This window comes from Ruegeria sp. CG4 (assembly GCF_056537185.1).
In genome coordinates this window covers 49,420-71,699 of the sequence record NZ_JBQFRB010000001.1, presented here as the reverse complement: position 1 = coordinate 71,699, position 22,280 = coordinate 49,420, and the positions used below count along the sequence as shown (strand labels likewise).

Sequence of the window (22,280 nt, the reverse complement as noted above, 5' to 3'; positions counted from 1 at the left end):
CTTGTGTGCGCGCGGTTGCAAATCAAGCAGTGCGCACAGGTTGCCGCATTGTAACAAGTTCTTCCGCCATTACCGGATGAACCGCAACCGTACGGTCGAAATCTTCTTTGGTCGCGCCCATTTTGACGGCGATCCCGGCCAGTTGAATCATCTCGCCCGCACCTGGTGCTACGATGTGACAGCCCAGCACCTTGCGGGTCGCCTGGCTGACGATCAGTTTCATCAATACCCGCTGCGTGCCGCCGGCGAAGGCTTTCTGCATCGGCTTGAAGGATGTCGCGTAAACTTCGACCGGCTCCTGTGCCGCAGCCTCTTCCTCGCTTAGTCCGACGGTTCCGAATTCCGGTTGCGTGAAGATCGCCGTCGGGATCAGTTCATGATCAACCGGGGTCGGGTTGCCTTTGAACACAGTTTCCACAAAGGCCATGCCCTCGCGAATGGCGACCGGCGTAAGGTTCACGCGATCAGTTACATCACCGATGGCATAGATCGAGGGCACGCCGGTCTGACTGTACTCATCCACCACAATCTCGCCCTTGCGACCCCGTTCGACGCCCAGTGCCTCAAGCCCCAGATTATCCGCATTCGGAGCCCGGCCAGTCGCGTACATGACAACATCGAACCGATCTTCAGCGCCGTCAGTGGCCTTTACCCGGATCTTGTCACCTTCCTTGGTCATCTCCAGCACGTTGGTGCCAAGGCGCACATCGATGCCGTTCTGGCGCATCTCTTCGCAGATCAAACCACGCGCTTCTTCATCGAAGCCACGCAGGATTTGCGCACCGCGATAGAACTGGGTGGTCTTGACCCCCATCCCGTTCATGATCCCGGCAAACTCGCTGGCGATATAGCCGCCACCAACGATCAGGATGGATTCGGGCAGCTTGTCGAGGTGGAAGATTTCGTTTGATGTGATCGCTAGGTCAGAGCCCGGAAATTCGGGCACCACAGGGCGTCCGCCGGTGGCGATCAGGATGTGCTTGGCCGTCTTGCGTGTCCCATCCGCCAGCTCAACCGTGTGGGAATCGACCACAGTGGCGCGCTGGTCAAAGCTTTCGACACCGTTGTTTTTCAGAATGTTGCGATAGATACCTTCCAGCCGGTCCAGTTCCGCCACCAGTTTGCCATGGAATGTATTCCAGTCTAGCGCACCCGGCTGAACATCCCATCCATAGGCCTGCGCATCGTCTACCATGCCGGAAAACTCGCTGGCGAAAACCATCAGCTTTTTTGGAACACAGCCCCGGATCACACAGGTTCCGCCATACCGATCCTCTTCCGCCAGCGCCACCTTGGCGCCGGTCTCACCAGCGGCCACGCGTGCTGCACGGACCCCGCCCGAGCCGCCACCGATAACGAAAAGATCATAGTCAAAGCTCATACCGGGTTCCTTTGTTCAGTTTGCCTGAAGGGTTCTGGATATCTGGGCGCGGAAAATCGTCTGCCAACCCCTAAGGATCAGGATTTCGGGTTTCTCTCTCGCCATTTGCAGAAAATCCAGCCGCAATTTTCAATCAGAGAGGTCCGAAAACAGATTGTCCCTGTCGCCATCGGCCAACTGGTCCAGTTCCAGGGTTCCTTCGTTGATGTCGCGCAGTTCGACCCGCCCGTCACCGTGGCCAATTACGACCTTGTCGCAAATATCGATGAACAACCCGTTCTCGACCACTCCGGGAACCTGGTTCAGCACCAGCGCCAACTGACGGGCATTTCCGATGCGTTGCAGGTGCAGATCCAGAATGTGGTTGCCCTCATCAGTGACAAAAGGGGCCTGGCCGTTCATTCGCAGCGCAGCCGAGGTACCAAGCACATCCATCGTATCCAGTGCTTCCTCGATCAGGGTTCGCGTGGTTTGCCAGCCAAATGGGATCACCTCGACCGGCAAAGGAAATGCCCCCAGGGTTTCAACCTCTTTGCCTGCATCGGCAATGACCACCATCTGATCGCTGGCCGTTGCCACGATCTTTTCCTGAAGATGCGCACCGCCGCCGCCCTTGATCAGGTTCAATTCGCCATCGAATTCATCTGCGCCGTCTATGGTCAGGTCCAGCCACCCCGCTTGATCCAGCGAGACGACTTCGATCCCGACCTCTCGCGCCAACTGTGCCGTGCGGGTCGAAGTGGGCACGCCCTTGATCCGCAACCCTTCCACTTGCACCCGTTCGCCGAGCCGACGCACAAGCCAAGCGGCAGTTGATCCGGTTCCCAATCCGACACGCATGCCGTCCTGAACCATTTCCGCGGCACGGTGCGCGGCTACATATTTCGCCTTGTCGATGGGCGACAGATCCCCTGTCATGGCAGCTTTCCCCCAAGTTGCTGCGGGCCTTATACGAAATGCCACACTCAACTTCGAGACCCAAAACGCCAATTCAACGGGGCGCCCTGTCGCGAAAATACGCGTTTCCTATTGGAAACGTCGCAATCGGCGTGTCCTGCGGGAAAGGTGCGTAATAGATATGCATTATGGAACCGCGCTACCGCCTGCATTACGCCCCTGACAACGCCTCGCTGGTGATCCGACTGGCGTTGGAAGAGATGGGTTTGCCTTATGAGACCGCATTGGTCGATCGGACCCGTGATGAACAAAACAGTGCTGCCTATAAGCAACTGAACCCCAACGGCCTTATCCCTGTTTTGGAGACGCCGCAGGGACCGGTCTTTGAAACTGCAGCCATCTTGTTGTGGTTGACCGATACACACGGGCAACTCGCACCGGCTCCGCAACATCCGGACCGCGCGGCGTATCTGAAGTGGTTGTTTTTTGCGTCGAACACTCTGCACGCAGACCTGCGCATTTTGTTCTATGCCGAGAAGTACATCGAGGCGGCGCAAACAGAAGCGCTGCGGGCTGGTATCCGGACCCGGCTGAAACGACATCTTTCAATCCTCGAAAAGCAGGCGAAGGACACGCCGGGCTGGTTTGGATCAGACCAACCGTCGGCCCTGTCATACTACATCGCCTGCATGATGCGATGGATGGCGTTGTATCCGGCCGAGGCCGATCGCAGCTGGTTCCAACTGACTGACACTCCTCATCTGAGGCAGCTTTTGCTTCAACTGGAAGCCCGCCCCGCAACGCGCGCAGCAATCGCAGCGGAAGGGCTGGGAGTTGCACCGTTCACTGCACCATCATACGCTACACCACCAGAAGGCTCAGCTACCTGATATGTTTCTATCTGTCTTCGATATGTTCAAAGTGGGCATCGGCCCGTCCTCGTCCCACACCATGGGACCAATGGTTGCCGCGGCCCGCTTTTTGGACCTGATGCGCGCCTCGCCGTTCGAATTCTCGGGGCTTCGGGGGTCATTGCATGGCTCACTGGCATTCACAGGCGTAGGCCACGCGACCGACCGCGCCACGATCCTCGGGCTGGCCGGGTTTGTTCCGGACACCTATGACAACAACAAGGCCGAAGAAGCGCTGGCCGCCATTTCCGAGTCCCATACTGTCACGCCGGAAGGGCTGCCGACGCTGAAGTTCGACCCCAAATCGGATCTGGTGTTCGACTATGAAAACAACCTGCCGGGCCACGCCAATGGTATGATCCTGATGGCCACCGACGCGCAGGGCGATGTGATCCTCAGGCAGGTCTACTACTCGATCGGCGGCGGGTTTGTCCTGACCGAAGAAGAACTGGCCGAGGGCAAGGCAACGGATGAAGGTGATCCGGTGCCATTTCCGTTCAAAACTGCGGTCGAGATGCTCGAGATGGCCAGTTCCAGCGGCAAAAGCATCGCGGACATGAAACGCGCGAATGAGATCGCGCGTGGATGCGCGGACAGTTTTGCCAAGGGCACCGCGCGCCTGTGGCAGGTAATGAATGACTGTATCGAACGTGGACTGGTCACAGATGGCATTTTGCCCGGTGGCCTCAAGGTTCGCCGCCGTGCCAAAGGCATCCATGACGCACTGGTGGCCGAGCGTGGGATGAATCTGAACGCTCCGCACACGATCAACGACTGGATGAGCGTTTACGCCATGGCCGTCAACGAAGAGAACGCTGCCGGGGGCCAGGTGGTCACGGCGCCCACCAATGGGGCCGCAGGCGTTCTGCCGGCCGTTTTGCGGTACTATCTGGATCACGTACCCGGCGCGTCCGAAAGCCATGTGGAAGATTTCCTTTTGACGGCTGCCGCGATTGGCGGGCTGGTTAAGTTCAATGCCTCGATCTCGGGCGCGGAAGCCGGATGCCAGGCCGAGGTTGGCAGCGCCTCGGCGATGGCGGCCGCCGGTTTGTGCGCAGTGATGGGCGGCACGCCCGAACAGGTCGAAAACGCTGCGGAGATCGCGCTGGAGCATCACCTGGGAATGACATGCGACCCGGTTGCCGGACTTGTTCAGGTGCCTTGTATCGAACGGAACGGTCTGGGTGCGATCAAGGCCGTTTCAGCGGCCTCGCTGGCGCTGCGCGGCGATGGCAAGCATTTCGTTCCTCTGGATTCGGTCATTGAAACCATGCGCCAGACCGGGCACGACATGCACGAACGCTACAAGGAAACGTCTCTGGGCGGCCTGGCCGTCAATGTTCCAAACTGCTGAGGCAAACGGGCGACGTCGCAACGCGTCCGTATTTCCGCGTTTTCTGGATGGATTTGCACCAAAAGCGGTGCAAATCTGTTCCTGAAAGGAAGGTGTTTCATGCGTGGACGTTGTCTTTGCGGAAAGGTCGGCTTTGAAGTCAGTCCACCTGTTTTGTCCTGCGTCACCTGCCACTGCGAAAGCTGCCGCAGGCAATGCTCGGCCCCGATGACCGCCTATTTCGGCATCCGGGACAGCCAATGGCGCTGGACAGGTGAAACTCCAAAGACGTTTCATTCCTCTCCGGGCGTGGAACGCAGCTTTTGCCCGCATTGCGGCACACCAATGTCCTTTCGCTCGCAGTCTATGTCCGACGTAATGCATCTTTACGTCGCCGCACTTGAGGATCCCGAGGCTTTGCGGCCTACCCTGCACGTCGCCCATGAAGAGAAACTCAGCTGGCTCAAGCTGAATGACGGCCTGCCCTGCTGCATCGGACCCGATTACACCAAATACCAACCGCTTCCGGAAAGCTGACCTTTCCCCGTCCGCAGCAAATCGTTAGCGTCGCGAACATGACTCAGGACCGACCCGTACTCGGCATCATTCTGATGCTTGGCTTTTGCATGCTCGCCCCGCTGGGTGATGCCATGGCCAAACTGTTGGGTGAGACAACTCCGATCGGCATACTGGTCTTCACCCGGTTTGCCGTGCAGGCACTGATCCTGATCCCTCTGGTCGCCCTCACAGGTCGTCCTTGGCGTCTGCGGGGGCGTATTCTGAAACTGACCGTGATCCGGACCGGTCTGCACATCCTTGGCATCACAGCGATGTTCAGTGCCTTGCAATTCCTGCCGCTGGCCGATGCCATCGCTATCGCCTTCGTTATGCCCTTCATCATGCTGCTTCTGGGCAGGTTCGTTCTGGATGAAGAGGTTGGCATAAGGCGATTGTTGGCCTGTGTCGTTGGGTTTGCCGGTACGCTTCTCGTCATTCAACCCAGCTTCGCTCAGGTCGGAGCGCCTGCCCTGCTGCCGCTGATCGTGGCCGTGGTGTTTGCGCTGTTCATGCTTGTCACGCGGCAGATCGCCAAGGAAACCGATCCGGTTTCGCTCCAGGCTGTTTCGGGCGCGATGGCAACGCTGATCCTGCTGCCTGTGCTGACCCTAGGAAGCGCCATTGACGTTCCGGAACTGACGTTCAGCCTGCCTGACAATGACGCGGTTTGGCTGCTTTTGGGTATCGGTGTTCTGGGCACCGTCGCCCACCTGTTGATGACCTGGTCGTTACGCTATGCCCCATCAGCAACACTGGCGCCAATGCAGTATCTGGAAATCCCGGTTGCGACCGTGTTCGGCTGGCTGATCTTTCACGACCTGCCCAACGGCATCGCCGCATTGGGGATCGGCATCACGATGGCGGCAGGTCTTTACGTCATTCTGCGCGAGCGGGCCAGCGCCCGGTCTGCTCCGACAGAAACGCCTGCATGACCTGATCCAGCGCGCCGCGGGGAACCATTGCAACCAGACCCGGGCCATTCATCTGCAGCGTGACTTCGGACACCGCACGGTTGGATGTGCCGATCTGACCGTCGGGCTTCAGAACCAGATCATCGATCGGCCACTCCAGCCCTTGCGAGCGTCCTGTCACTCTTTGCAGGGGAAACAGGGATACCACGCTCCCTTGCGGCAAGTTCAGGGAAACCTTGGGCGGCGCGTGAAACACGACCTCGTGCTCTCCCAGCAGGATGCATGATTGGTTCTGACACTTGATCATTACGCTGAGGACCGCCAATTGATGGTCCAGACGCCCGCCCAGAAAGCCAACGCCCAAAACCACCGGGGCTTCGATATTGCGCAGCGCCTTGTCGAAATCCGTGCTGTTCTGTTCAGGTATGGGAAACAGGCGGTCCGCCGGTATCTCTTCAAGGTCGGATGCGGAAAGCGAATCGAAATCACCGATGACGGCATCCGGAATACGCCCCGATTCCCTGAGAACCGTCGCACCACCATCCGCTGCAACGGCCAAATTGGCGCGATTCAGCGCCAGATTCAGATCATCGGGCCCGATTTGCCCTCCGCCAACCAGTAAGATTGGCTCGGACGACCGCACAATCGGCGCATTTTTTCTAAGATTGATCATTTTTCCCGGATTTGGACACATTCAGACCACAAAATGATAGGTTCATATAGAGAGTTTCGAACCAATACGTGTGCCTGATTCCGGGCGAATTGGTTCAGGTAGTTTGTAAAGGACGTGCGTCTGATGGTACAGAATAACAAGGTATTGACCGTTTCTTATGGAACCTTCTCCTGCACATTAGAAGGCTTTGACGATTCGTTTGAAACGATGAAAGCGATTGCCGAGTATTTTCGCGACCTTGCTGCAGATGATCGATACTTCGGCTCGGAACCGCCACAGCCTGACGCCGAAATGCTGACCCGGATCGCACAGCGGGACGCCTCGAAACGTGTGGAAGCCAGCCAGAGCGACAGTGGCCTACTGCTGCGCGCAACCGAAAGTTCAGCCACGATGGCCACGCCCACAATGCCGCCAGCACAGGAACCAACCATCAGTACCCCCGATCTGAATGTCGTCAATACACCGCAACCAGCGCAACCGGTTGCCACTGCCGAACCCTTCGATGCTGCGCCAGCCCCCCCTGCTGACAGCATCGCCGCCAAACTTCAGCGGATCCGCGCGGTGGTTTCGCACTCGACCGACAATCCTGTCGAATACTCTGAAGACGAAGACAGCACCTTGCTGAAAGGTGGCGCCGCCCCGGTTGACGCCGTGGCCGCAGCCTTTGAGGCGGGTGCGCTGAACCCGGCAGACATCGAGCCTGTGACCCCCGTCTCGATGCCTGCACCCGAAGCGGCAACCCCACCCGCCGCTCCAGAACCTGTTCCCGCACCGGAGCCTGTTGTATCCGAAGAGTTTGAAGACGAGGCTGAAGCTCCGGCAGCGGACGCGCTGTTTTCGGACCTTGATGATCTGACGGAAGACGAACAGCCGGAAGCAGAAGCCAAAGAAGACGAGATCGTAAACATCCTCAGCGAAGAAGACGTGGCAGAGCAGGAAGAGGAATCCGAAGCAGCCGAGTCGCAAGAGGAAGCAGCGGAAGACAACAAGCTTCTCCTGACTGCCGAAGATGAAGTTGCACTGCTGGACGAGATCTCGGCCGTCGAGGCAGAACTGGCGCAGCGGGCCGAAGACCAAAAACCGAAGGATCATTCGAGCCTTGATCTGGACGTGTCCCGCCTGATGGACAAAGCCGACGAACAACTTGATGACCCGGCTGCAAATGATCAGCGCGAGACATATTCGCACCTGCGCACCGCGGTTGCGGCCACCGAAGCCGAGCGTAAAGAAATGGGTGACTCGGCCGAGAAAGCTCCGGATCAGGAATACCGGGGTGATCTGGCGTCGGTCGTCAGCCCACGCCGCCCGGAAATTCAGGTCACCAGTATGCGTCCGGAATCTGATGCCGCGGCACCGCTCAAACTGGTGGCGGAACAGCGCATCGACAATCAGGAAAACGAAGCTGGCCCTGTCACGCCCCGTCGCGTCACCACCCCGCAAGAGGAAAAATCCGCTGACGAAGGTGGCTTCGCAACGTTCGCTCAGGAACAGGGCGCTCAGTCATTGCCGGACCTTCTGGAAGCCGCCGCTGCCTACCTGTCCTTCATCGAGGGTCAGGAACAGTTCTCGCGCCCGCAATTGATGAACAAGGTCCGGTCCCTCAAGCAGGACGAATTCAACCGCGAAGAAAGCCTGCGTTCGTTCGGTCAATTGTTGCGGGATGGAAAAATCGAAAAGGCTGGCGGAGGCCGCTTTGCCGCCTCGAACCAGATCGGTTTTCGCCCCAGCGACGAGCGCGCAGCGGGCTGATCCGCAAAAGGTTTAGTCAGAAAAAGGCCGGAGGACACCTCCGGCCTTTTTCTGTTTGCGAATCTGGGAACGAACCGGAAGACGCGTACGTTTCCGTCGTTCCAACACACTTGCTTTCGCCAGCGCGGCTAACTTGATCCCTGGTCCGGATCTTCTTTGCCAACGCCACGGAAAACGAACTTGAACGGCAATGCCCACAAGATGCCAAGCACGATGTAGACCAGCAGTTCCAGCCAGATTGGCGGGCGATCCAGCCAGTTCACAACCGTCACCACGGCAACAACATAGACAGGCAAGCCAACCAGCAGAATAATCAGCGACCAGCGGCGGCGCGCCTTGTAGCTCAGGCCGGTTTTTTGTTCGTCGCTCATCAGTCGGCAAACGGGTCTGTCACCAGAATGGTGTCTTCCCGCTCCGGGCTGGTGGACAACAGGGCGACAGGGCATTCGATCAGTTCTTCGACACGGCGAACGTATTTGATCGCGTTGGCTGGCAAGTCCGCCCAACTGCGCGCGCCTTCGGTCGATTCACTCCAACCCTGCATTTCCTCATAAATCGGCTTGCAGCGCGCCTGCTGATCTGCCGCCGTGGGCAGATAATCCAGGCGCTCGCCATCCAGTTCGTAACCCACGCAAATCTTGAGCGTCTCGAAACCATCCAGAACATCCAGCTTGGTCAGCGAAATACCGTTCACACCGCTGGTCGCGCAGGTCTGGCGCACCAGGCAGGCGTCAAACCAACCGCACCGGCGCTTACGACCAGTGGTCGTGCCGAATTCGTGACCACGCTCACCAAGGCGCTGACCGTCATCATCCTCCAGTTCCGTGGGGAACGGCCCCTCGCCCACGCGCGTCGTATAGGCTTTGACGATACCCAGCACAAAATCGATGGACCCCGGGCCGATACCGACCCCGGTTGCAGCCTGCCCTGCGATCACGTTGGACGAGGTCACAAAGGGATAGGTTCCGAAATCAATGTCCAGCAAGGCGCCCTGCGCCCCTTCGAACAGAATACGTTTGCCCGCTTTGCGCTTTTCATTCAGCACCTTCCAGACCGGGGCGGCAAACGGCAGAATCTGCGACGCAATCTCCTTGAGCTGTGCGATCAGACCGTCGCGATCGACCGGCTCGATTCCCAAACCTTTGCGCAACGGGTCGTGATGCTGCAACGCCCGGTCAACCCGGGCTTCAAGTGTTGCCTCATCCGCCAGGTCCGCAACACGGACCGAACGGCGACCGACCTTGTCTTCATATGCCGGCCCGATGCCGCGCCCGGTTGTGCCGATCTTGGTACCCTTGCTTGCAGCCTCTTCGCGCGCACGGTCCAGCTCACCATGGATCGGCAGGATCAGCGGTGTGTTTTCTGCGATCATCAGTGTATCGGGCGTGATATCCACACCCTGTGCCCGGACCGTTTCGATCTCTTTGACCAGATGCCACGGATCCAGAACCACGCCATTGCCGATGACACTCAGCTTGCCGCCGCGCACAACACCGGATGGCAGCGCATGAAGCTTGTAAACTTCGCCATCGATAACCAAAGTATGACCGGCGTTATGCCCGCCCTGAAAACGCGCGATCACGTCCGCCCGTTCGCTGAGCCAGTCGACGATCTTGCCTTTTCCCTCGTCGCCCCACTGGGCTCCGACAACAACCACATTGGCCATACCAGGTCCTTTTGTGCTGATTTATCAAACCCGGCTCGTATAGCGAGGTGACAGCAGCAGGGAAACAGGTAATTCGACGCATCCGCAAATCGCGCTGCGCGCGATGCCTCCGGCGGGGATATTTTTGGGCCAGATGAAGTCCGGATCCCTTGTTCATCTGGCCCGAAATATCCCGGGGGAGTCGCCCGGTGGGCGGCGGGGGCAGCGCCCCCTCACCCTTACCTGAGGCAAACGGGCTCACCATGAGGCGTCGTCAGATAGGCGTCTTCCCAAGCGTGTCGCAGCAACAGGAGTTCATCCGGGGCAGCATCACCATGCTCTGCCAACAGCGCCTCCAGCGTTTCGAGCCAGGCGTGAAAATAATCATCTCCGCCATCCAACTCTTTGCTCAGCCCATGTTTTCTTAAGGTCGCCGAAAACCTGGCGACCCAATCTGACCAACCGAACCGACCGGTTTCGTTCAGGGCCATGGTTATCGCAAAGACCTGTGCGTGCCATGGCTGGTCAAAAACGGGCTGAGGTGCCGAATGTGTCAGACAGGTGCTCATGCGGGTTCCAGATGGCTCTGCCAGACGTCCAAAACCACCTCATCCCTCGGGTGTTCCGGGTTGGCCCAGAGTTCAGATGCGGGGAAGACCACTGCGTAAAGCGGTTCAGGGGCTTCTCCCAGACCGTGTGCGTTTGAATCGGGAAAAACATGCGTTCCGTGCAGTCTCAGAATGCGCCCCTTTGCACCGGCGGCGTAGATGGGCAGACGCGTGTGCCCGCCGTCCACTAGACGATTGGCCGCCAGATGCGAGGTAACGACGTCCTGGCCTGCCACGAACCTGGCCGGAATATCCGACGGACGATCGGCGGGACCACCACTGGATAGTACACGGGCCACTGCTTCGGCCTTCATGGCCTTGCCTGCCAACGGATGTGGGCTTTCAGACGGGTTCCCCTGCAGGTCATCAGGCGTCAGGATGCCGCGTTCCACCAACAAATCGGCAAGGGCGGAGATCCACTTTTCATAGTACGAGAACCGGGTGTAATCCTTGGGCGACAGGCGTTCCCTTGCGTGGCGGGAAATGTCGATGTTCCACTGTCCCAGTGATCCGGCTGCCAGGGTCAGCGCCAGCGCCCGGGCGTGCCAGTCTTCGGGAAATACAGGGCCGTCCTCGGGCTCGGGGCGAACCGGTCCATCGCCGAAACGTCCACCCATGTCGTGCACGCGAGTCAAGCCGGCACCTTCGGCAATCCGGTCCCGATCATACTGTCCCGCGTGACAAGCGTGGCGAGTTCGTCTTCGCCTAACCCCTCCGTTCCCTGCGGACGCATCGGCAGTACAAGGTATCGAACCTCGGCCGTGGAATCCCAAACCCGGACCGATGTGTTTTCGGGCAGCGTCACGCCAAAATCCGCCAGTACCTTGCGAGGTTCTCGCACTGCACGCGCCCGGTAGGCATCCGACTTGTACCAGCCCGGCGGTATTCCAAGCAGCGGCCAAGGGTAACAGCTGCACAATGTACAGACGACCATATTGTGCTGATCGGGCGTGTTTTCCACCACCACCATATGTTCACCCTGCCGTCCGTAGTATCCCAGTTCGGCCACAACCGGCGTGGCATCTTCCAGCAACGCGGCCTTGAAGGCCGGATCGCTCCACGCCTTGGCGACAACGCGGGCGCCATTTTGAGGGCCGATCCTATTCTGGTACGTATCTATGATCTCATCCAGCGCGGCTGGATCAATCAAACCCTTGCGTGTCAGAATCGTCTCAAGTGCCTTAACCCGAAGCGCGGGTTCAGGCGGCAAAAGGGCGTGCGGGTGATCGTGATCATCATGTGGCATGGCCGCAGCCTGCGCGAGGAAAAGCCCTGCTGTCCAGTCCCTTTGACGTGATCTGAAGCATCAGGGTTCTTGATGCCAACTCCTCCCTTGCCCCCAGCATCAAACTTGCATAAATACCACGCGATACACGCCACGCTGTACAGGACCACCATGGAAAACGTCGTTCTCATCATCCATCTTCTTTTGGCTCTGGGCCTGATCGCCGTCGTCCTGATGCAGCGGTCCGAAGGCGGCGGCCTTGGCATGGGCGGGGGTGGTGGTGGCGCCATGACCGGTCGTGCGGCTGCAACCGCGCTGGGCAAGCTGACATGGATCCTGGCGGCATGCTTTATCGTAACCTCGATCACGCTGACCATTCTGGCGGCTCAGAAATCCTCGGGCAGTTCGGTGATCGATCGTCTGGGCGTTCCGGCACCGGCCGCAACAGAAGACAGCACACCAGCGGTTCCGTCGGCGGATGATCTTCTGCCACCGGCGCAGGGCGACAACGCGCCGCTGATTCCGCAAGCCGACTGATTCACTAGACCTAGAAACCTGAAAGAGAACTGCAACAGCATCTTGCGGTTCTCTTGCGCTATTGGCGCGAATCCTTTATACGTGAAGTCCCGTGATGCAGCGGTTTTTCGGAACCGCCGGGCAGCTGATTTTGACGTCTCACGGGAGCAGCCGAAAAAACATGGCGCGATTTATTTTCATCACTGGTGGTGTGGTTTCGTCCTTGGGCAAAGGACTGGCGTCGGCGGCCTTGGGCGCGCTGTTGCAGGCCCGGGGATATTCGGTGCGTCTGCGCAAGCTGGATCCCTATCTGAACGTCGATCCCGGCACGATGTCGCCGTTTGAACATGGCGAAGTTTTCGTCACCGATGACGGGGCCGAAACCGATCTGGATCTTGGTCACTATGAGCGTTTCACCGGTGTTGCCGCCCGAAAAACCGACTCGGTCAGTTCGGGGCGAATTTATTCCAATGTGCTCGAGAGAGAGCGCCGTGGCGACTACCTTGGCAAGACCATTCAGGTGATCCCGCACGTTACCAACGAAATCAAGGATTTCATCGCCATCGGCGAGGATGAGGTCGATTTCATGCTGTGCGAAATCGGTGGTACCGTTGGTGACATCGAAGGCCTGCCCTTTTTCGAAGCCATCCGCCAGTTTAGCCAGGACAAACCACGCGGCCAGTGCATTTTTATGCACCTGACGCTGCTGCCCTATATAAAGGCCTCGGGTGAGCTGAAAACAAAGCCAACCCAGCACTCGGTGAAGGAACTGCGTTCCATCGGGCTGGCCCCCGACATTCTGGTCTGCCGCTCCGAAGGTCCGATCCCCCAAAAAGAGCGCGAGAAACTGGCCCTGTTCTGCAACGTGCGCCCGGACAGCGTGATCGCGGCGCAAGACCTGTCCACGATCTACGACGCGCCATTGGCCTATCACCATGAAGGGCTGGATCAGGCCGTTCTGGATGCGTTCCAGATCAGCCCGGCCCCCAAGCCGGATCTCGCGAAATGGGAAGATGTCAGCGATCGCATCCACAACGCCGAAGGTGAAGTGAAGGTCGCCATCGTCGGCAAGTACACTCAGTTGGAAGATGCCTATAAGTCCATCGCCGAAGCATTAACCCATGGCGGAATGGCGAACCGGGTGAAGGTGAAGATTGAATGGGTTGATGCGGAAATCTTCGACACCGAGGATGCCGCGCCCTATCTGGAAGGCTACCACGCCATTCTCGTTCCCGGCGGATTTGGAGAGCGCGGGACAGAAGGCAAGATAAAGGCCGCGCAATATGCCCGCGAACACAAGGTGCCCTATCTGGGTATTTGTCTGGGCATGCAGATGGCCGTCATCGAAGCGGCGCGGAACGCCGCCGGCATCACCGAGGCGGGCTCTGAGGAGTTCGACCACGAGGCCGGGAAGAAACGTTTTGAACCCGTGGTTTACCACCTGAAAGAGTGGGTGCAGGGCAACCACAAGATCGAACGCAAAGTCGGTGACGACAAAGGCGGCACCATGCGTCTGGGCGCATATAACGCAGTGCTGGCCGAAGGATCGAAAGTGGCCGAGGTCTACGGCAACACCAATATCGAGGAACGCCACCGGCACCGCTATGAAGTGGACATCAAGTACCGGGACAAGCTTGAAAAGGCGGGCCTGAACTTCTCGGGCATGTCACCTGACGGCCGTCTTCCGGAAATTGTCGAATGGTCGGATCACCCGTGGTTCATAGGGGTGCAATACCACCCGGAACTCAAATCCAAGCCGTTTGACCCGCATCCGCTGTTCCGCGATTTCGTGCGCGCGGCCAAGGAAACGTCGCGCCTGGTCTGACACAACAGACTGACCGGGCGCTGAACAGCGCCCGGCTATTGCACCATTCAGAGCTTCAGTGCTTTGCGGGTCTTGGGCCCGACGATCCCGTCCGGTTCCAGACCGTTTTCTGCCTGGAAATCAATCACAATTGCATGCGTGATCTGGCCGAATTCACCATCCGCAATAATGTCGTAGCCCAATTCCGCCAGCCGCTTTTGCAGTTCCTGAACTTCGGCCCCGATATCGCCAATGGACAGGTTTGCGTTGGGGACGGTCCGGTTTGAAATCGCTTCTCCCAAAACACCGTCCTTGTGCCACTTGCGTATGGTCTCGTCCGCAATCTCGAAGTGCATTCCATCTTCGAAACTGCTGAAACCCACGCCCCAGAACCAGCCAGCCGCGTTGAAAAACGGTGCCATCGCGGCAAGGCCCGCCAGTGTCTTGCCGTCCTTACCAGCGGTTCCCCCTTTGACACCGATACCATCCAATGCACCTTCGATATTGACGTCGATTGCGCAACCCCATGAATGATTGGACGGATTGTTGCTGTTCTTGATTTTTCGGACACACAGCATCCCCGAACTCCCAAGGGTTTTGAACACTTCTGGATGAGCATCTTTCACATCCGCCATAACGCCGCGCAGCGAAGCAATAGCGGGTTTCAGGCCGGTCGCTTTGAACGGCCCCACGTCGTCTGTGACCATCAGCGATTTGAGCTTGTCGTTTCCTGCAATCCCTCGGCACTTGTTGTCCAGCACAGGCCGCGGCATGCCAAGGATAGCCAACATTGTGGACCGCTTGGCAGAGCTTAGCCCTTTGTTGATCTTTTTCGGTATGTCGACAACTTTCTTGGGCTTAACCATTTCTGACCTCCTGAAATACCGCATCTCACAACATCAAAGCGTGTCCGGCCCGCGCCAGTTTCTCAAAAGGAGACTTAATCGTAGCAACGCTCCGCTGAATACGTGACGCGAAAATTGCTTTGTCTAATGCATCATTATGCATACACGATTTCCGCAAATCGGGCAAATCCGGCAAATAAACTCCGAAGGGTGGTTTTCGTCATTTGCGGGATTGCCATGTGCCACACAATCAGGCCACGTTTAGCGTGAATCAGAGGGCAAGTTATGACCAAAGGATACTGGATCGCTCACGTCGATGTGGACGACATTGAAACCTACAAAAACTACATTGCGGCAAACGCCGAACCTTTTCACGCCTATGGGGCAAAGTTCATGGTCCGCGGTGGTGAATACGAAATCAAGGAAGGCACCTCGCGGTCGCGTACGGTCGTGATTGAATTTCCAAGTTATGAGGACGCGCTGGCCTGTTATGATAGCGACGCCTATCAACGTGCCAAGGCTTTGCGTGACCCGGTCGCGACCAGCGATCTGGTGATTGTTCAGGGCTATGACGGGTAGTCCACGCTTGGCGACCTACAAAATATGGGATAAGCTGCGCTCATGCTAAAAAAGCTTTTTCAGGCCTTTCGCCCACCCCAGCAGACGACCCTGCCCGACCCGGATGCCGAACTGGCTCTTGGGGCCCTGATGGTGCGGGTGGCACAGGCGGATCGGGATTATAAGCTTGAAGAAATCAGCCTGATCGACAGGATTTTGGCCCGCCTATACCAGCACAACGCGATCGAGGCTGCAAAAGTGCGGGCAACTTGCGAAAAGCTGCACGCGGCGGCCCCCGACACCGACACATTCGGCAAGCTGATCCGCGAAACAACAGACCTGAAAGAACGGTTGGCGGCTTTGGATGCCTTGTGGGAGATCGTGCTGGCCGATGGCAACTCTGACGAAGGTGAAATGAAAATCGTGGAAGAGGCCCGGATTGCCATGGGCCTTAGCTTCAAGGACAGCCAGATTGCCCGCGAACGGGTGCTGTCACGCTTGGAAGCTGAATAAACCGGATCTATATCTCTCTCATGTTCAAGGATTTTCTGTCACGGCTTTCCCAGCCTCAGCCCGACCCGCTTGCCGAAGACGATGCCCGATTGGCGCTGACCGCCTTGCTGGTTCGTATCGCGCGGTCCGACAACGACTATGCAGACTCTGAAATGGCGCGGATCGACCGGATTTCGGCAGAACGCTACGGCCTGTCCCCTTTCGAGGCCGCCGGTCTTCGTGCCCGCGCGGAAGACCTTGAAAGCGAGGCCCCCGACACCGTGCGCTTTACCCGCGCCATCAAGGAAGCCGTCGCCTATGACGACCGACTGGCCGTCGTTCAGGCAATGTGGTCCGTGGCTCTTGCCGATGGGCAGCGCTCGGGAGAAGAGGATTCGCTTCTGAGATTAGTGGTCAGTCTTCTGGGTGTCAGCGACGTGGACTCCGCGCTAGCCAGACAAAAGGCTGCCAAATCGTGACGGCGATGTTGGGCATGTACGACATGCCCGCGCTTCACGCGGCCAATGACCGGTTCTGGAGCTTGATTCGTGCGGAACTTGGGTTCGGCCCGACGCACCTGACCCGAGATCAGGATTTCTGGGACGTCTGGCAAGACCCCGATCTGGTTTTGTCGCAAACCTGCGGTATGCCCTACCGCACAAGCCTGCACGGAAAAGTGCAACTGGTCGGCACGCCCGATTATGGCTTGCCCGACTGCCCAACCGGCTATTACTGCTCCGTGTTTGTGGCCCGCACCGATGACACACGCCCCTTGTCCGAATTGGCGACCGGCATCTTCGCCTATAACGAGGCGTTGTCCCAATCTGGGTGGTCCGCACCTGTTACTCATCTATCCGCTTTGGGCCTGCGCCCGGGTAAGTTGCTTGAAACCGGCGGCCACGCGCGCTCCGCAAACGCGGTCGCGGACGGACGGGCCGACTATGCTTCTCTCGACCTGCTGACCTGGACGCTGCTCAGGGAACATACAGACCTGGGATCACAACTGCGCGAGGTTGCAAGAACGGAACCGACACCGACGCTGCCCTACATAACTGCCCTTGGGCAAGACGCCGGCCGCATCGCCGGGGCTGTCAGAAGGGCCATTAACCGTTTGTCGGATGCCGACCGCCAGGCACTGCACATCAACGGTTTGGTCGACATCCCGGCCGAGCGCTACCTGGCGGTTTCCATGCCCCCGGCCCCGCAAGCGTTCGGGTCGCACGACTGAACAAATTGAACAGCTGAATTGTTCAATTTGGTCGTTTCCCGATGGGAACATGTTATTTGCGCATTGCATTGCTCAACATTTTGCGCCCTATTACCGCACTAACACTCACAACAACTGGACGACCCGTGACAGATTCCACTCCCGTTATCGAGATCAAGAACCTTCACAAAAGCTTCGGTCATCTGGAGGTGCTGAAGGGGGTGGATATTACAGCCAGGCGCGGGGACGTTGTATCGCTCATCGGATCCTCCGGTTCCGGAAAGTCGACCCTGCTGCGGTGCTGCAACCTCCTGGAAGACAGTCAGGAGGGCGAAATCCTGTTCAAGGGTGAGCCGGTTCGCTGGAGTGGCGACAGCCATCATCGCCGGCCTGCAGACCCCAAACAGGTCCTGCGCATCCGGACCAACCTGTCGATGGTATTCCAGCAATTCAACCTTTGGTCCCACATGACCATTCTGCAAAACGTGATGGAAGCACCCGTAACCGTTCTGGGCCGCGACAAGGCCGAGGTTGAAGACAGCGCGCGCAAATACCTGGAAAAAGTGGGTATCGGCGACAAATGTGACGTCTATCCGGCGCAACTGTCGGGCGGTCAGCAACAGCGCGCAGCTATCGCGCGCGGACTGTGCATGGAACCCGAGGCGCTGCTGTTTGACGAACCCACTTCGGCACTGGACCCCGAGTTGGAGCAGGAAGTCATCAAGGTGATCAAGGATCTGGCCGCCGAAGGCCGCACCATGATCATCGTAACCCACGACATGAAGATGGCTGCTGACATCTCCAGCCACGTTGTCTTTCTTCATCAGGGCCTTATCGAAGAAGAAGGCCTGCCCGAAGATATCTTTACCACCCCGGAATCCGAACGGCTTCGGGGCTTTCTCTCCGCCACCAAGGCGGCTTAACTGATCCACAGAATCACTAATGGGGAGTAACCAATGAAAAACCTGATTCTGACCACTGCAGCACTGGCGTTGACCGCTGGCATGGCAATGGCCGACACCGTCCGCATGGGGACCGAGGGCGCCTACCCTCCGTATAACTTCATCAATGACTCAGGCGAGATCGACGGATTCGAGCGCGAAGTCGGCGACGAGTTGTGCAAGCGCGCCGGTCTGGAATGCGAATGGGTCAAGAACGACTGGGATTCGATCATTCCGAACCTGGTTTCGGGCAACTACGACACCATCATCGCGGGCATGTCGATCACTGATGAGCGTGATGAGGTTATCGACTTCACCCAGAACTACTTCCCTCCGGCGGCATCGGCTTATGTCGGGGCATCCGAAGGTGTTGACGTAAGCAGCGGCATCGTCGCGGCGCAAACCGCAACGATCCAGGCCGGCCACGTGGCCGAGTCCGGCGCAACCCTCGTCGAGTTTGCAACCCCTGAAGAAACCATCGCTGCGGTTCGCAACGGCGAGGCTGATGCGGTATTTGCAGACAAGGACTTCCTGGTGCCGATCGTCGAAGAATCCAGCGGTGAACTGGTATTTGTCGGCGACGATGTTCCGCTTGGCGGCGGCATCGGTCTCGGTATCCGTGAATCCGACGGCGAGCTGCGCGGCAAGTTCGACGAAGCCATTACTTCGATGAAGGCGGATGGCAGCCTGAACGAGTTGATCATCAAGTGGTTCGGCGAAGGCGTTCCGACATACAACGCTGACGGCTCAGTCGTTACCAACTAAAAACTCTGTCTGATGGTTCGGCGCCTCTTGGCGCCGAACCTGTCTTGGCCCCGCGCCGGATCCGACGTTCGAAAGACGCCTTATGTTCTCCTACTGTACCGATCCCGACACGCTCGGCACTTTCCGCTGGTTTTCCTGCTATCTGACCAATGGCGTGCATTGGTCGTTTTATCTTTCGTTCGTCAAGGTACTGGCCCTTCTGGCTGTCACCGCCCCTGTCGCGCTGAGCTTTGGTTTCGCGGGAGCCATGGCCGCCCGGTCACATTTCCCACCGCTCAGCTGGCTGGGCAAGGGGTATATCGCCATCGTTCGAGGCGTACCCGACATCGCGTTTTTCCTGTTCTTCGTGATTGCACTGGATCAGGCGTTCGAATGGACCCGCCACAAGGTCCTCTGCCCCGACTGGACCGATCCGATTCGACAGGGCAATGATTTCATCGTCTGTCAGGCCGCCAAGCTGCCGTTGGGCACTTCGCCGGAATGGGTGCATGAAACCTATGGGTTCTTTCTGGCCATCATCACATTCTCGATCGTATTCGGTGCATTCGCCGCCAACGTTCTGTTTGGGGGGATGCGCGCCGTGCCGCACGCCCAGCTTGAGACCGCCGAGGCCTATGGCATGACCCGCCGCCAGACCTTCTGGCGCGTGCTTGTTCCGCAAATGTGGGTCTATGCCCTGCCCGGATTGTCGAACCTGTGGATGGTGCTGATCAAGGCCACGCCCCTGCTGTTCCTGCTGGGGATTGAGGATATCGTCTACTGGGCGCGTGAACTGGGTGGCACCAAGACGTCGAAATTCACGCAATACCCGCATGGTGACTGGCGCATGTGGTATTTCCTGTTCCTCCTGCTTTTCTATCTGGGCATGACCCGAGTATCCGAAATCGGGCTTGAACGACTGATGCGGCGACTGTCGCACGGTCAGGCAACATCCGGCGGAGAATTGCTGCGCAAGGAGACCACCGCATGAGCTGCCTGCAAACCATCCAGGACTATGCCCTGCGTTCCATCGGCCTCGGCGAGCGCCTGCTGCCGCGCAACGATTTTACCTTGTGCGAACAGTTCACCCTGATCGGATCGGGGATGATCTGGAACGTCTATTTCGGCCTGATGGCGCTGGCGACCGGGTTCTTTCTGGCCACCGCGCTGGCCGTCGGCAAGTCGTCCGCCAACAAATGGCTGCGCAAACCGTCTGAATGGTTCATCTTCATCTTCCGGGGATCGCCGCTGTTCATCCAGTTCTTCTTTGCCTATTTCTTCTTCCTGTCGCTGAAGAAATCCTACCCCATGTTCGACGCATTGACCTCGGCATGGCTTGGGGCGTTGATCGTTCTGTTCCTGAACACGGCCGCCTATACGGGCGAAATCTTCTATGGCGCCCTGCGCTCGATCCCAAAGGGCGATATCGAGGCGGCCGACGCCTACGGTCTGACCGGGTGGTCCCGTTTCCGCCGCGTTGTCTGGCCTACAATGCTGCGCCTAGCATGGCCTGCCTACACAAACGAGGCGATCTTTTTGTTCCACGCAACCACGCTGGTGTTTTTCTCGGCCTTTCCGGCCTGGCAACAACGCGGAGACGCGTTGTACTACGCCAGCTATTTTGCTGACAAAACGTTCAACCCATTTGTCCCCTATCCGATTCTGGCCTTTTATTTCATCCTGCTGACACTGGTGATCGTCTGGGGTTTCGGCAGGGTGAACAAGCACCTGAACCGGCACCTGCCGCAGGCCAAACGGTCCAAAATGCGGCTTCGCCTGAATCTGGCGCGTTAACAAACGCTTTTGAATCAATGACCGGGTCTGGACAACTAGGCCCGAACGTCTATTTGCCCTAGCCCGATGCGGGTTAGGTTGCGAAAATCCGTACCTGAGAAAATAGGGAGAAGTGGTACCGCCTCCCTGGCTTGAACAGGGGACCTCTGGATCCACAATCCAGCGCTCTAACCAACTGAGCTAAGGCGGCACTCGTGAGGGGCGATGTACCGAACGCGCAGCGGGATTGCAAGAGGATTAAAGCTGAATTCTCCAGCTTTGTTCAACCAGATCGACGCCGAATGAATGCACCGGTTTGCTGCCCGTCAGCTGCCAACCGTGCGCCTTGTAAAGCGCGCACGCGGCCTTGTGGCTTTCATGCGTCCATAAGACCATTTCCTTGTAACCGGCAGTGCGCGCAAAGCTCGTGCAGGTGTCCAGTAGCCGTTTGCCCAGCCCCTGCCCTCTTGCCTGCGGCACAAGCAGGAACAGCCGCAGCTTTGCCGTGTCACGGTCCAGCGACACGCAGAAAATACTTCCCAGCCTTTCGCCCGCCTGTTCAACAATCCAGCCGCGTTCCCTGGCCGGATCATGCGATGCGGTAAATGCGTCCAGAATACTGGCAACAAGCGGCGCAAATGTGTGGTCAAAGCCTTCGTCGCGCGTGTAGAGACGGTCGTGCTGGTCAACCAGCCACGATGCATCGTCGCAACGAAACGGTCTGAGAAGCGCATTTTCCATATGCCATCTGACCGCAAAGGCGACTTGATTCTCAACCCTTTGCGCGCTAGCACGAATGCTCAGTCCCGGAGGCACTTATGGGCATCAATACCGAACGCGACATTCAGGCCAACCTGCAGATCGGTCCGACCGATCACGGCATGGTCCGCCTGTTCATCGAAGCCGATGGCGTCGAGATTCCGATGGATTTTGACCCGGAAGAAGCTGAAGAAATCGCGGAAGAAATTCTGGCCGCAGCACAGGCTGCCCGCGCGGTTCAGGGCTGAGCCTTTACAGCCTGGGGTCGCGAAAAGCGTGCAGCCTGCGGGCGCTGTCCATGGCAAATTTCTGGATCATCTTTTTTCTCCGCGCCGGGGCAACCTTGTCCTCTGGCGCCATTCGGACGATTTCTGCATCATAGGCATCGGCAATGATCAGGCCGGTTTCCGGCGGCAGCATCTCAGTCGGGAATTCGGTATCGACGGCCCAAAAGAACCGGTCGCACCACTCCAGGTAGCCGTGCCACTTGGAATCTGACTGATAGTCCACCCAACTGGATTTGCATTCCACAACCCAAAGCTCGCCCTTGGGGCCAAGCCCCATCACGTCCACCCGCAATCCACGAGCGGGAACAAATTCTTCAATTGAAACATACCCGTGGGTCAGAAGGTGGCGTGAAACCCCGCGGGCCAGTTTCTGGCCGGGCTGCATTTCCAGTGTCATTCAAAATATGTGAACAATTCATGAACAAATATCAAGCCCCTCAAACATGTTGACATAATACCATTC

At 58.1% G+C, this 22,280-nt stretch carries 27 protein-coding genes and 1 tRNA gene; 16 read left to right on the top strand and 12 right to left on the bottom strand.

Annotated features, from left to right (window positions below; all coding sequences use genetic code 11):
• Positions 1-22 precede the first annotated feature (22 nt).
• Both gor and rpiA read right to left on the bottom strand, forming a co-directional pair.
• Positions 23-1,381 carry a glutathione-disulfide reductase gene (gor, locus tag ACR0J2_RS00380; protein WP_480811355.1) on the bottom strand — a complete coding sequence of 453 codons (1,359 nt, stop codon included), beginning with the start codon at positions 1,379-1,381 and terminating at the stop codon, positions 23-25.
• A 129-nt stretch (positions 1,382-1,510) separates the two neighbouring features.
• Positions 1,511-2,299: a ribose-5-phosphate isomerase RpiA gene (gene rpiA / locus ACR0J2_RS00375; RefSeq protein WP_480811354.1), complete on the bottom strand. Its 789-nt coding sequence runs from the start codon at positions 2,297-2,299 to the stop codon at positions 1,511-1,513.
• Between the two features lie 167 nt (positions 2,300-2,466).
• Between rpiA and ACR0J2_RS00370 the strand changes: the two genes are divergently transcribed.
• The 4 genes from ACR0J2_RS00370 to ACR0J2_RS00355 all read left to right on the top strand — a co-directional run bounded on the left by ACR0J2_RS00370 (position 2,467) and on the right by ACR0J2_RS00355 (position 6,012).
• Entirely contained in the window at positions 2,467-3,168 is a 702-nt protein-coding gene (locus tag ACR0J2_RS00370; RefSeq protein WP_480811353.1) for a glutathione S-transferase family protein, read from the top strand.
• A 1-nt stretch (position 3,169) separates the two neighbouring features.
• Positions 3,170-4,543: an L-serine ammonia-lyase gene (locus ACR0J2_RS00365; RefSeq protein ID WP_480811352.1), complete on the top strand. Its 1,374-nt coding sequence runs from the start codon at positions 3,170-3,172 to the stop codon at positions 4,541-4,543.
• 99 nt (positions 4,544-4,642) lie between these two features.
• Entirely contained in the window at positions 4,643-5,059 is a 417-nt protein-coding gene (locus ACR0J2_RS00360; RefSeq protein ID WP_480811351.1) for a GFA family protein, read from the top strand.
• A gap of 38 nt (positions 5,060-5,097) precedes the next feature.
• Positions 5,098-6,012, top strand: coding sequence for a DMT family transporter (locus ACR0J2_RS00355; RefSeq protein ID WP_480811350.1), 915 nt, complete (start codon positions 5,098-5,100; stop codon positions 6,010-6,012).
• On the opposite strand, the gene ACR0J2_RS00350 is transcribed toward ACR0J2_RS00355, so the two are convergent.
• Positions 5,957-6,664, bottom strand: coding sequence for a thiamine diphosphokinase (locus tag ACR0J2_RS00350; RefSeq protein ID WP_480811349.1), 708 nt, complete (start codon positions 6,662-6,664; stop codon positions 5,957-5,959). The genes ACR0J2_RS00355 and ACR0J2_RS00350 overlap by 56 nt on opposite strands.
• A gap of 207 nt (positions 6,665-6,871) precedes the next feature.
• On the opposite strand from ACR0J2_RS00350, the gene ACR0J2_RS00345 reads away from it, so the two are divergent.
• Positions 6,872-8,413: a hypothetical protein gene (locus tag ACR0J2_RS00345; RefSeq protein WP_480811348.1), complete on the top strand. Its 1,542-nt coding sequence runs from the start codon at positions 6,872-6,874 to the stop codon at positions 8,411-8,413.
• 128 nt (positions 8,414-8,541) lie between these two features.
• On the opposite strand, the gene ACR0J2_RS00340 is transcribed toward ACR0J2_RS00345, so the two are convergent.
• From ACR0J2_RS00340 to nthA, 5 genes are all read right to left on the bottom strand, one after another.
• The gene (locus tag ACR0J2_RS00340; protein WP_170616529.1) at positions 8,542-8,784 is read right to left on the bottom strand and encodes a DUF2842 domain-containing protein; all 243 of its coding nucleotides are present in this window, start codon (positions 8,782-8,784) and stop codon (positions 8,542-8,544) included.
• Positions 8,784-10,079 carry an adenylosuccinate synthase gene (locus ACR0J2_RS00335; protein WP_170616541.1) on the bottom strand — a complete coding sequence of 432 codons (1,296 nt, stop codon included), beginning with the start codon at positions 10,077-10,079 and terminating at the stop codon, positions 8,784-8,786. The genes ACR0J2_RS00340 and ACR0J2_RS00335 overlap by 1 nt, the downstream gene beginning before the upstream one ends.
• Positions 10,080-10,297: 218 nt before the next feature.
• Positions 10,298-10,627: a nitrile hydratase accessory protein gene (locus ACR0J2_RS00330; protein WP_170616543.1), complete on the bottom strand. Its 330-nt coding sequence runs from the start codon at positions 10,625-10,627 to the stop codon at positions 10,298-10,300.
• Entirely contained in the window at positions 10,624-11,301 is a 678-nt protein-coding gene (nthB, locus tag ACR0J2_RS00325) for a nitrile hydratase subunit beta (RefSeq protein ID WP_170616546.1), read from the bottom strand. The genes ACR0J2_RS00330 and nthB overlap by 4 nt, the downstream gene beginning before the upstream one ends.
• On the bottom strand, positions 11,298-11,912 hold the full coding sequence (nthA, locus tag ACR0J2_RS00320; RefSeq protein WP_170677574.1) for a nitrile hydratase subunit alpha: 615 nt from the start codon (positions 11,910-11,912) through the stop codon (positions 11,298-11,300). Before nthA ends, nthB begins: the two co-directional genes overlap by 4 nt.
• A gap of 150 nt (positions 11,913-12,062) precedes the next feature.
• Here nthA and secG point away from each other — a divergent pair, with 150 nt between their 5' ends.
• A complete protein-coding gene (secG, locus tag ACR0J2_RS00315; RefSeq protein ID WP_170616550.1) occupies positions 12,063-12,428 on the top strand; it encodes a preprotein translocase subunit SecG in 366 nt (121 codons plus the stop codon).
• A 160-nt stretch (positions 12,429-12,588) separates the two neighbouring features.
• Positions 12,589-14,232, top strand: coding sequence for a CTP synthase (locus ACR0J2_RS00310; protein ID WP_170616552.1), 1,644 nt, complete (start codon positions 12,589-12,591; stop codon positions 14,230-14,232).
• A gap of 47 nt (positions 14,233-14,279) precedes the next feature.
• On the opposite strand, the gene ACR0J2_RS00305 is transcribed toward ACR0J2_RS00310, so the two are convergent.
• Complete coding sequence (locus ACR0J2_RS00305) at positions 14,280-15,077, bottom strand: peptidoglycan-binding protein (protein WP_480811347.1); 798 nt, start codon at positions 15,075-15,077, stop codon at positions 14,280-14,282.
• A gap of 264 nt (positions 15,078-15,341) precedes the next feature.
• On the opposite strand from ACR0J2_RS00305, the gene ACR0J2_RS00300 reads away from it, so the two are divergent.
• From ACR0J2_RS00300 to ACR0J2_RS00265, 8 genes are all read left to right on the top strand, one after another.
• The gene (locus tag ACR0J2_RS00300; protein WP_170677578.1) at positions 15,342-15,635 is read left to right on the top strand and encodes a DUF1330 domain-containing protein; all 294 of its coding nucleotides are present in this window, start codon (positions 15,342-15,344) and stop codon (positions 15,633-15,635) included.
• A 42-nt stretch (positions 15,636-15,677) separates the two neighbouring features.
• Positions 15,678-16,127, top strand: coding sequence for a tellurite resistance TerB family protein (locus tag ACR0J2_RS00295; protein WP_170616560.1), 450 nt, complete (start codon positions 15,678-15,680; stop codon positions 16,125-16,127).
• 20 nt (positions 16,128-16,147) lie between these two features.
• Positions 16,148-16,585 (top strand): tellurite resistance TerB family protein, encoded by a 438-nt coding sequence (locus ACR0J2_RS00290; RefSeq protein WP_170616564.1) that lies wholly within the window; start codon positions 16,148-16,150, stop codon positions 16,583-16,585.
• Positions 16,582-17,334: a phosphate/phosphite/phosphonate ABC transporter substrate-binding protein gene (locus tag ACR0J2_RS00285; protein WP_480811346.1), complete on the top strand. Its 753-nt coding sequence runs from the start codon at positions 16,582-16,584 to the stop codon at positions 17,332-17,334. The genes ACR0J2_RS00290 and ACR0J2_RS00285 overlap by 4 nt, the downstream gene beginning before the upstream one ends.
• A 125-nt stretch (positions 17,335-17,459) precedes the next feature.
• Positions 17,460-18,236, top strand: coding sequence for an ABC transporter ATP-binding protein (locus ACR0J2_RS00280; RefSeq protein ID WP_170677584.1), 777 nt, complete (start codon positions 17,460-17,462; stop codon positions 18,234-18,236).
• 33 nt (positions 18,237-18,269) lie between these two features.
• A complete protein-coding gene (locus ACR0J2_RS00275) occupies positions 18,270-19,019 on the top strand; it encodes a transporter substrate-binding domain-containing protein (protein ID WP_170616571.1) in 750 nt (249 codons plus the stop codon).
• A gap of 82 nt (positions 19,020-19,101) precedes the next feature.
• Positions 19,102-19,989 carry an ABC transporter permease gene (locus tag ACR0J2_RS00270; protein WP_170677586.1) on the top strand — a complete coding sequence of 296 codons (888 nt, stop codon included), beginning with the start codon at positions 19,102-19,104 and terminating at the stop codon, positions 19,987-19,989.
• Positions 19,986-20,792, top strand: coding sequence for an ABC transporter permease (locus ACR0J2_RS00265; RefSeq protein WP_170677588.1), 807 nt, complete (start codon positions 19,986-19,988; stop codon positions 20,790-20,792). Before ACR0J2_RS00270 ends, ACR0J2_RS00265 begins: the two co-directional genes overlap by 4 nt.
• A 113-nt stretch (positions 20,793-20,905) precedes the next feature.
• On the opposite strand, the gene ACR0J2_RS00260 is transcribed toward ACR0J2_RS00265, so the two are convergent.
• Together ACR0J2_RS00260 and ACR0J2_RS00255 are read right to left on the bottom strand one after the other, a co-directional pair.
• Positions 20,906-20,982: transfer RNA gene (locus ACR0J2_RS00260), tRNA-His, on the bottom strand.
• A 47-nt stretch (positions 20,983-21,029) separates the two neighbouring features.
• On the bottom strand, positions 21,030-21,512 hold the full coding sequence (locus ACR0J2_RS00255; protein WP_480811345.1) for an N-acetyltransferase family protein: 483 nt from the start codon (positions 21,510-21,512) through the stop codon (positions 21,030-21,032).
• 77 nt (positions 21,513-21,589) lie between these two features.
• On the opposite strand from ACR0J2_RS00255, the gene ACR0J2_RS00250 reads away from it, so the two are divergent.
• Entirely contained in the window at positions 21,590-21,778 is a 189-nt protein-coding gene (locus tag ACR0J2_RS00250; protein WP_170616580.1) for a DUF6324 family protein, read from the top strand.
• A gap of 4 nt (positions 21,779-21,782) precedes the next feature.
• Here the strand turns inward: ACR0J2_RS00250 and ACR0J2_RS00245 are convergent, their stop codons facing one another.
• Positions 21,783-22,214: an MmcB family DNA repair protein gene (locus ACR0J2_RS00245; protein WP_170619748.1), complete on the bottom strand. Its 432-nt coding sequence runs from the start codon at positions 22,212-22,214 to the stop codon at positions 21,783-21,785.
• Positions 22,215-22,280: the final 66 nt, after the last annotated feature.

Bases quoted from the DNA above. Each gene is read 5' to 3' on its own strand.
- ACR0J2_RS00300 (WP_170677578.1), top strand. From the start codon at position 15,342: ATGACCAAAGGATACTGGATCGCTCACGTCGATGTGGACGACATTGAA.
- nthA (WP_170677574.1), bottom strand. From the start codon at position 11,912: ATGCCACATGATGATCACGATCACCCGCACGCCCTTTTGCCGCCTGAA.
- ACR0J2_RS00340 (WP_170616529.1), bottom strand. From the start codon at position 8,784: ATGAGCGACGAACAAAAAACCGGCCTGAGCTACAAGGCGCGCCGCCGC.
- ACR0J2_RS00270 (WP_170677586.1), top strand. From the start codon at position 19,102: ATGTTCTCCTACTGTACCGATCCCGACACGCTCGGCACTTTCCGCTGG.
- secG (WP_170616550.1), top strand. From the start codon at position 12,063: ATGGAAAACGTCGTTCTCATCATCCATCTTCTTTTGGCTCTGGGCCTG.
- rpiA (WP_480811354.1), bottom strand. From the start codon at position 2,299: ATGACAGGGGATCTGTCGCCCATCGACAAGGCGAAATATGTAGCCGCG.
- ACR0J2_RS00350 (WP_480811349.1), bottom strand. From the start codon at position 6,664: ATGATCAATCTTAGAAAAAATGCGCCGATTGTGCGGTCGTCCGAGCCA.
- ACR0J2_RS00305 (WP_480811347.1), bottom strand. From the start codon at position 15,077: ATGGTTAAGCCCAAGAAAGTTGTCGACATACCGAAAAAGATCAACAAA.
- ACR0J2_RS00360 (WP_480811351.1), top strand. From the start codon at position 4,643: ATGCGTGGACGTTGTCTTTGCGGAAAGGTCGGCTTTGAAGTCAGTCCA.
- ACR0J2_RS00370 (WP_480811353.1), top strand. From the start codon at position 2,467: ATGGAACCGCGCTACCGCCTGCATTACGCCCCTGACAACGCCTCGCTG.
- ACR0J2_RS00265 (WP_170677588.1), top strand. From the start codon at position 19,986: ATGAGCTGCCTGCAAACCATCCAGGACTATGCCCTGCGTTCCATCGGC.
- ACR0J2_RS00245 (WP_170619748.1), bottom strand. From the start codon at position 22,214: ATGACACTGGAAATGCAGCCCGGCCAGAAACTGGCCCGCGGGGTTTCA.
- ACR0J2_RS00335 (WP_170616541.1), bottom strand. From the start codon at position 10,079: ATGGCCAATGTGGTTGTTGTCGGAGCCCAGTGGGGCGACGAGGGAAAA.
- ACR0J2_RS00330 (WP_170616543.1), bottom strand. From the start codon at position 10,627: ATGAGCACCTGTCTGACACATTCGGCACCTCAGCCCGTTTTTGACCAG.
- ACR0J2_RS00355 (WP_480811350.1), top strand. From the start codon at position 5,098: ATGACTCAGGACCGACCCGTACTCGGCATCATTCTGATGCTTGGCTTT.
- ACR0J2_RS00295 (WP_170616560.1), top strand. From the start codon at position 15,678: ATGCTAAAAAAGCTTTTTCAGGCCTTTCGCCCACCCCAGCAGACGACC.
- ACR0J2_RS00310 (WP_170616552.1), top strand. From the start codon at position 12,589: ATGGCGCGATTTATTTTCATCACTGGTGGTGTGGTTTCGTCCTTGGGC.
- ACR0J2_RS00250 (WP_170616580.1), top strand. From the start codon at position 21,590: ATGGGCATCAATACCGAACGCGACATTCAGGCCAACCTGCAGATCGGT.
- ACR0J2_RS00275 (WP_170616571.1), top strand. From the start codon at position 18,270: ATGAAAAACCTGATTCTGACCACTGCAGCACTGGCGTTGACCGCTGGC.
- ACR0J2_RS00365 (WP_480811352.1), top strand. From the start codon at position 3,170: ATGTTTCTATCTGTCTTCGATATGTTCAAAGTGGGCATCGGCCCGTCC.
- gor (WP_480811355.1), bottom strand. From the start codon at position 1,381: ATGAGCTTTGACTATGATCTTTTCGTTATCGGTGGCGGCTCGGGCGGG.
- ACR0J2_RS00290 (WP_170616564.1), top strand. From the start codon at position 16,148: ATGTTCAAGGATTTTCTGTCACGGCTTTCCCAGCCTCAGCCCGACCCG.
- ACR0J2_RS00255 (WP_480811345.1), bottom strand. From the start codon at position 21,512: ATGGAAAATGCGCTTCTCAGACCGTTTCGTTGCGACGATGCATCGTGG.
- ACR0J2_RS00345 (WP_480811348.1), top strand. From the start codon at position 6,872: ATGAAAGCGATTGCCGAGTATTTTCGCGACCTTGCTGCAGATGATCGA.